Here is a 7,713-nt window from a genome sequence, read left to right on the forward strand (position 1 = left end):
AAAATTAGGAATTGGAGTGAGTACAACACAGCCCATTAAAACCGAGGAAGTTTGACCTTCACCGATTGATGAGGAGGTACTTGAGGGATGGTGGAATCCGCACAAGACAGGGAAACGAGGCAGATCACCCCAATACAGTGACATAGCGATCGCGCTCCATGAGTACGATCAGTTCACTGCTGAATTTACCAGGAAGGCAAACCCAAGGATTGATGGAGTCGTTATTTAGGTTAATGGGGGTGGACTTAGATGTACCAGACCATTCAACGGTATCGAGGCGACTGGGAAAATTAAGTGTAGCAATGCCCGTCATAGAAAGGAATTTGCCACGGCATGTGGTGGTGGATTCCACAGGTATAAAAGTGTATGGGGATGGAGTTTGGAAAGTGCGTCAACATGGTGTGAGCAAACGTCGCAGTTGGCGAAAGCTTCATCTAGGGGTGGATGAGAGCACAGGGGAGATACTTAGTGCCCTAGTAAGTACCAATAACCTCAGTGACGATTCCGCTTTATCGGAGGTGTTGGACGCCATAGAAGAAAATATTGAAGCAGTATCCGCAGATGGAGCCTATGATAAGCGCAAGTGCTATGATGCCATCAGTTCTCGAGGTGCTCAGGTCAATATCCCCCCACGTCATGATGCTCAATATTGGCCACAAGAGGGGGACAACCATCCACGCAATCAGAACCTGGTGCGGATTGAACAAGTGGGTCGAAGCCAATGGAAACACGAGAGTGGATACCACCGTCGCTCATTATCGGAAACAGCGATGTTTCGTTTCAAGGTGATCTTTGGCACTAGTTGTTCTCGTCGTACTTTCGATAACCAGGCTGTAGAACTTTTACTGGCCTGTGCTGCCCTCAATCGTATGACCCATTTAGGTATGCCTGATAGCTATGCCCATGATTCTTAAGAGTTCTCCTGAGAGGGGGAGCATTTTGACTCTTAATCATTCATGCAACAAAGCCAAATTTATATATAGATTTTCTCAATCCAAAAGCAGTAGCCAAGCTTCTGTGTTGAGGAACCAACAGTCAGGAAAACTCATGAATCATACCCAAATCACTGATACCCTCTCGATTGGCGATCGCTATCCACTCACCCTGATTGGTGGTCCGTGTGTGATTGAATCGGAAGACTTTACCTTAAAAATGGCAGAGGAGATCCATAAAGTATGCGATCGCTTAAATATTCCTTTCATCTTCAAGTCTTCCTTTGACAAAGCCAATCGCACTTCCATCAACTCTTTTCGGGGACAAACCCTAGACACAGGTCTAGACATTCTCCAAAAGGTTAAACAGAAGGTGGGTGTGCCAGTGCTTACCGATATCCACGAAAGTCACCAAGCTGCAACGGTTGCTGAAGTAGTCGATGTCCTGCAAATCCCAGCGTTTCTGTGCCGCCAAACTGACTTGCTAATCGCTGCGGCTGCCACAGGTAGGGCAATTAACGTCAAAAAAGGTCAGTTTCTTGCCCCTTGGGATATGAAGCATGTGGTCACCAAACTGGAAGCTGGGGGAGCCAAGAATATTTTACTAACAGAGCGGGGTACTAGTTTTGGTTACAATACCCTAGTGGTAGACTTTCGCTCCCTCCCTCAGATGCGCGAGTTAGGTTATCCTGTAGTTTTTGATGCCACTCATAGCGTCCAGATGCCAGGAGGAAAGGGAGATAAATCTGGTGGACAGCGGCACTTTGTTCCCTATTTGGCCAGAGCTGCGGCTGCCGTTGGCATTGATGCTCTGTTCATGGAAATTCATGAAAATCCTGACATCGCCCTTAGTGATGGTCCGAATATGGTACCATTGGCGGAACTGGAAAATGTCCTCAAGGGAATTCTGAATGTTCGTGCAGCTTTGGACGCTACAATTGGGTAAAATTGGCGGATAAATTTGCTATGAATAACATCCCTGAGACTGAATTACAAGCACGTTTATCCCAGGTGAAACTGCTAGCCCTAGATGTAGATGGAGTCATGACCGATGGCGGACTTTACTACACAGAAAGCGGTGAAGAACTCAGAAAATTTAATGTCAAAGATGGCATGGGAATCAAGGTACTCCAACAGACTAAAATTGAGGTAGCTGTTATTACCAATAGCAGTTCTAGAGCAACCCGACATCGAGTCCAAAAGCTAGGAATCAAGTACAGTTTTTTTGCCATTGAAGATAAGTTAGCTGTCCTCAAACAACTCTGTGAACAGTTAAGTTTATCTCTTTCCCAAGTCGCCTATGTTGGTGATGATATCATTGATTTAGCCGTTCTGAAAGCTGTAGGATGTCCCTTAACTGTTGCTGATGGGATACCAGAAAACCAAGACACTGCTGTGTATGTTACCAGATTAGCAGGTGGTCAAGGAGCGGTTCGAGAAATATGTGAGCTCTTGATCAAAGCACAGGTTTAAGGTAAGTATTCAGCTATCAGCTATCAGCTATCAGCTTAAGCGCTACGCGCACGCTACGCGAACAGCTATCAGCCCCCGCAGCCTAGAACTTAAACGCTACAGCTGAACCAAAAGCTCAGTTTATGCCCGTAGCAAGTATAGAAGACTATCCCGATTTAAAAGATAATGTCTGAAAGGGTTAGTAGGCAATATTTCTCAAGTAGTAAGCCTATGGGCTACGCCCACGCTACGGGAACAGCTGGGTTTTGAATTAAACTGGTAAGCATTCCTACTCACTTCCAAGCTTTTCTATGAAAATTATGCAGCTGGTAGGTTGGAACACGAGCAGGAGTTAAGAGCAGCAATCAACAACCTTGAACTGCAAGCCCAGCGATATATGGACTTATATCATCAGGTGTTACAAGATTAGAATGCGATCGCATCCGTCAACAGCACTATCAGATCACTATAGAAAGTTATATAGCAATCCGTATTTCTTTAAATTAGGATTAGAGAGAGTATATTAATAACTCTGGCAAAGTAAAATAACGATCCCTGATATCTATTTAGTTAGTATGTATTGATAGCTAGTAGCCAGATATAATTATTTGAAGAGGTTATCACCTTGAAAACCATTGCTCTCATTGAGGAAAATTGGAATGGACATCGTCCAACATACCTCAAGGTTTTAACCAAAACGTTACTTGAGCTTGGTCATCAAGTAATAGCCTTCTGCCCAAAACCATTAGAATTAACTGAATGGGTTGCCTTTAACTGCCCTAACTATCAAGAGCAATTCCAGGTTTTTCAATTTCAAAGACCAGAGCCTAGCTCATTTGGTATCAATGGAATTCGCACAGCCCTGAATGCATTAAAACGTTGGTACTACGCCAAAGCTAGCATTCAGTATGCTTCATCAAAAATTGGTAAAGTACCCGATCTAGTATTTTTTCCCTGGCTTGATAGTTGTTTAGCACCCTACCTGCTACACCATATAGTAGACAAGATTTTCCCTTACCCTTGGTCTGGTCTCTATGTTAAACCTCGTCATTTGAGGCTTAAACAAACGTTTTGGTCTATCAATAGAGGTCCTCTAAAACCTCATGCTGCCTTAAAGTCCTCTCATTGCCCAGCTATTGCTGTTCTTGACGAAGGGATTGCTAAGCAATTACAAAGCAAAATCAACGGCAAAACGGTAATTACTTTTCCCGATTTTACCGACGAGTCAGCCCCAGACTTGAATTGGTCAATCGTGAAACAAATTCAAGCCAAAGCTGAAGGCAAAAAAATCATTGCATTACTAGGCATACAATCCCAGCGCAAAGGAGTTCTGACACTTTTAGAAGTTGCTCAGCAGATGGTGAAACAAGACTATGTTTTTGTCTTCGCTGGTCAGTTATCCAAGCAGAGCTACACTTTCCAGGAGCAAGCAAGACTCCAGACTCTTCTTAACCTAAAATTACCTAACTGCTTTTTTTATTTTCAGCGTATTCCTGATGAAGCAAAATTCAACGCTTTAGTTAGTACTTGCCATATCTTATTTGCTGCCTATAATAACTTCCCGCACAGTAGTAATATCCTGACTAAAGCAGCAGTTTTTGAAAAACCTGTGATTGTGAGCAGCAAGTTTTGTATGGCAGAGAGAGTGAGCAAATTTAAATTGGGTTTAACTATCAATGAAGGGGATGTGCTGCAATGTATTTATACTATAGGTCTGCTCTGTAGTAAACTGGATAACTATAACCAAGAAGTGCAACCGGATTTTCATGGTTATAGACGTCTTCATTCTACTGATAAGCTCCTAGAGAAACTTCAGCGTATTTTAACTAGTATTTAGCAAGTCGCTATTCAAAAATACAGCGGTTTGCAATTGCTGTTAGGTACTTTCGTTCTGGGTTTTTAGGGACTGAGGCCGTCGGCCACGCGGGGCGCGTTCGGAGCAGGGACTGAGGCCGTCGGCCACGCGGGGCGCGTTCGGAGCAGGGACTGAGGCCGTCGGCCACGCGGGGCGCGTTCGGAGCAGGGAGCAGGGAAGAGGGAAGTCTGAGTCAGGACTTACGCACAGAATCCATGGGTAGGGTGGGCAAAACCTTGCCCACCCTACAGGTAGCGTTAAATTGAGGGATTTGCGTAAGTCCTATGAGTGCAGTTGCGCCATGGTTAACTCAGCTGTTGGTAAGCATATGCCCTGGGGGAACAGCGGTCAGGGATCAGCCGTCAGCCATTCCCGTAGGGCATATGCTGATAGCTGATAGCTGATAACTCCCTAGACCTTGGTAGTGATCCGGTCATCCTGTCATCCGGTCATGCCTTGATAATCTCGTAAATTTTAAAAAATCAATCCTACCCTGAGCGATCGCAGACCTTTGATGTTAGGATTTGACTCGTAACCGTAAATTATACGGATATAAGCAAAGATACAGGGAATTGTATCTTTGTGAGGAGTGTTCAACAAAGGAATAAGAGGCTTGTGGTAGATTCTAAACGATTGTCTGGGCAGTTGTTCAACTTAACGGGAACTAAACTCCTATATATTCTATCAATCGGCTTAACTCTGGGTGCATTAATTTTGGATGGGACAGCAGCTCGGTCCCTGATCGCAGGTAACTCCATCACTATACCCCTGTTGATCTGTGCTCTGATCACTACTGGCATTGGATATCGAGCAGTCCCCTTTCTACAAGCACTCAAAATGGGTCAGATTATTCGTCAAGAGGGTCCCCAATCCCATTTACACAAAGCGGGTACCCCCACCATGGGTGGCATATTTTTTGTGCCGGTAGCGGTGGTGATTGCCCTGGTGTGGTCAGGATTATTCCTCCAACAGCAGGATTTTATCCGGGTCCTAGCGGTATCCCTAGCCACCCTTGGCTATCTGTTAATCGGCTGGATGGACGATTGGCAAGTGGTCCAACGCCTCTCTAATAAAGGGATGTCCCCGAGAATGAAACTGGCTCTACAAATTGTGGTCAGTTTACTGTTTTGTCTATGGTTATCACAAACCCAGGCAGCGAGTATCACTAATATCACCCTACCCTTGGGGATCGTCTTACCCTTGGGATTCTTGTTTTGGCCGGTGGGTATATTTGTGCTATTAGCAGAAAGTAATGCTACTAATCTTACCGATGGAGTGGATGGACTAGCAGCAGGAACCTGTGCGATCGCATTTTTAGGACTAGCTGCCCTGATTGCTCCGACCTCCCCTGGTTTAATGGTCTTCTGTGCTTGTATGAGTGGCAGTTGCCTGGGTTTTATTGCCCACAACCGCAATCCCGCCAAAGTCTTCATGGGGGATACCGGTTCTCTAGCCCTAGGAGGAGCACTTGCAGCGGTAGGACTTTTGACTGGGAACCTCTGGAGTTTATTTATAATTAGTGGTATTTTCTTCGTAGAAGCAGTTTCAGTGATTGCTCAAGTTAGTTACTATAAAGCCACCAAAGATGCCAATGGGGTGGGTAAGCGTTTATTAAAAATGTCACCGTTCCACAATCATCTGGAACTTTCTGGCTGGTCAGAGACCCAGATAGTGGCGGTATTTTATTTAGTTAATGGGCTTCTAGTGTTGTTGTGTTTGGCTTGAATTGTGATTGGGTCTTTGTCCAGCCTTGCCTTGGGAGGCTAGGGGGGCAAAATCATACCATCCTTAAGCAAGGCCGACTGACATTTTTGCTGATTGTCTTGATGTAGTCGCTCATCGGGAGGGGCGGCATCAAGACACTATTTTTGCAACGGGTCTACTGATTCATCCTTCATTCTTATGCGCCCTTATCCAGTCATTCTATTAGGAGACAGAGAATTTCACAGTATCAAACTGGCTAAGTGGCTAGACCAGAGGAAAGTAGACTTTGCTTTGCGTCCCTATTAAGGGCACTTGTATTCAAGATGATGACACCGTTTATCGAGCGCTGAAAAACTTAGGAATTAAACCAGGAATGTCTCGGTTTTATAAAAACATTTCTTGCACAAAAGCCCATCAGCTTGGTAATTTTAATTTAGCAGTTTATTGGAAGCGCACCTCTCGAAAATACGAAAGTTAATGAGCGACGTTTACTGGCTATTGTTTTGCTCATTTCTATCGCTTATACCCAGGCAACTTTACAGGTAAAATATTTACAAAATCTCGAAGTTAGTGAGTATATTTGTCGTCCTACTGAACCGGAACGTTCAACGGCTCGACATAGTTATTTTTGGATTGGATTGTACGCTCCAGATTCGGTTCAATCTCTCAATAACTGGTCAGATTTAGCTTTTATTCTGATGCATATCCAACCTCACAAACGGCTCAATTTTCAGCGAGGACTTAACGCTATATCCGTTATCCAGAGTGCTTTGTAACCTTGTTGTCACCCCTTGATACTCAAGTCATAAAAGTCATCAGATAAGAGCTAAATAAAAAGACTGGTTAGAAATGGGATTGTATTTTTTTTTTCGCCAACTTATAGTCCAGAACTTAATCTAATAGATGGGGAGTGGCATCAACTTAAAATTCCTCAAATCTCTGGTCGAATGTTTGAGGATAAATAGGATCTAGCTTTAGCCGTTAAAGAAGGTATAAAAAAACGAAGTTGCCAAGTAGGTTATCAGCTTCAACAGTGGACAATATCTGGAAATGTAGATAGTAAAAATGATCAACTTTTTAAGGTTTAATTAAGCCCACCTACTTAGGTGCGACCCGTGGCGAATTTAATTCGCCTACGGAAAGCGCACCTTATTTTTTTTTAAGAGACCTCAGCAATTTGTATTAAAACCATCAGCTAAATTACTGAAAATAGTGATGTATCCCGGGCGCGGGGGTGTTGGTCGAGAGGGGGGAGTGTGGGAAGTGCGGGAAGTGTGGGGAGAGGGCAGTGGGCAGATGGGGGAGAGGGCAGTGGGCAGATGGGGGAGAGGGGCATTGTAAATTACCCCAAAACTCAGTTTTATTAAGTTTTGTATACTAATTAAGGTAAAAGCGAAAGTACAAGCGATCGCATAATCATGATCACAAAGGTGCAAATATGGGTAAATCTAATGGTTATAGCTGTAATTTGCCTCTCAGGCTGTAGTGATGGTAAACCAAAGAGCGAGACTAAGCCTACAGCAGGGAATGGCAAGCTGCAATTTCGGGCTAACGGTGAAGACTTTGTCCGACAGGGCTTTATTTCCAAAGACAGTTGGCAAATATCTTTCGATCGGGTTTACATCAACCTAGCGGACGTGACCGCTTACCAAGCTAACCCTCCCTATAACCCCGATAAAGTAAAGGAAATCTCAGTCGAAGAGAAAATTATCCTCCCCAATCCCAAAACCATCGATTTAGCGGAAGGGGGAGAGGATGCCGAGCCAATTC

At 44.2% G+C, this 7,713-nt stretch carries 7 protein-coding genes and 2 pseudogenes; all 9 read left to right on the plus strand.

The genetic code is table 11. The features are described 5' to 3' along the window. Window positions 1–914, plus strand: a pseudogene (locus F6K57_RS33075) (IS5 family transposase); the annotation flags it as partial. A gap of 133 nt (window positions 915–1,047) precedes the next feature. Then, the gene (kdsA, locus tag F6K57_RS33080; protein WP_293023632.1) at window positions 1,048–1,878 is read left to right on the plus strand and encodes a 3-deoxy-8-phosphooctulonate synthase; all 831 of its coding nucleotides are present in this window, start codon (window positions 1,048–1,050) and stop codon (window positions 1,876–1,878) included. A 20-nt stretch (window positions 1,879–1,898) separates the two neighbouring features. Then, the gene (locus F6K57_RS33085; protein WP_293023635.1) at window positions 1,899–2,405 is read left to right on the plus strand and encodes an HAD-IIIA family hydrolase; all 507 of its coding nucleotides are present in this window, start codon (window positions 1,899–1,901) and stop codon (window positions 2,403–2,405) included. Window positions 2,406–3,009: 604 nt separating this feature from the next. After that, window positions 3,010–4,221 (plus strand): glycosyltransferase, encoded by a 1,212-nt coding sequence (locus F6K57_RS33090; protein ID WP_293072226.1) that lies wholly within the window; start codon window positions 3,010–3,012, stop codon window positions 4,219–4,221. Between the two features lie 633 nt (window positions 4,222–4,854). Further along, on the plus strand, window positions 4,855–5,964 hold the full coding sequence (gene mraY / locus F6K57_RS33095; protein ID WP_293072227.1) for a phospho-N-acetylmuramoyl-pentapeptide-transferase: 1,110 nt from the start codon (window positions 4,855–4,857) through the stop codon (window positions 5,962–5,964). A 482-nt stretch (window positions 5,965–6,446) separates the two neighbouring features. Then, a complete protein-coding gene (locus F6K57_RS33100) occupies window positions 6,447–6,719 on the plus strand; it encodes a hypothetical protein (protein WP_293072228.1) in 273 nt (90 codons plus the stop codon). 78 nt (window positions 6,720–6,797) lie between these two features. Next, window positions 6,798–6,908, plus strand: a complete 111-nt coding sequence (locus tag F6K57_RS42270; protein ID WP_364305118.1) for a transposase — start codon at window positions 6,798–6,800, stop codon at window positions 6,906–6,908. A gap of 250 nt (window positions 6,909–7,158) precedes the next feature. Continuing rightward, window positions 7,159–7,284: a hypothetical protein gene (locus tag F6K57_RS33105; protein ID WP_293072229.1), complete on the plus strand. Its 126-nt coding sequence runs from the start codon at window positions 7,159–7,161 to the stop codon at window positions 7,282–7,284. 110 nt (window positions 7,285–7,394) lie between these two features. After that, a pseudogene (locus F6K57_RS33110) lies at window positions 7,395–7,713 on the plus strand (DUF4382 domain-containing protein); the annotation flags it as partial.

The sequence above is a fragment of the Moorena sp. SIO4A5 genome (genome assembly GCF_010672005.1).
Taxonomy (GTDB): domain Bacteria; phylum Cyanobacteriota; class Cyanobacteriia; order Cyanobacteriales; family Coleofasciculaceae; genus Moorena.

Excerpts from the sequence above, each read along its gene's own strand:
- kdsA (WP_293023632.1), top strand. The coding sequence starts at position 1,048 with ATGAATCATACCCAAATCACTGATACCCTCTCGATTGGCGATCGCTAT.
- F6K57_RS33085 (WP_293023635.1), top strand. The coding sequence starts at position 1,899 with ATGAATAACATCCCTGAGACTGAATTACAAGCACGTTTATCCCAGGTG.
- F6K57_RS33105 (WP_293072229.1), top strand. The coding sequence starts at position 7,159 with ATGTATCCCGGGCGCGGGGGTGTTGGTCGAGAGGGGGGAGTGTGGGAA.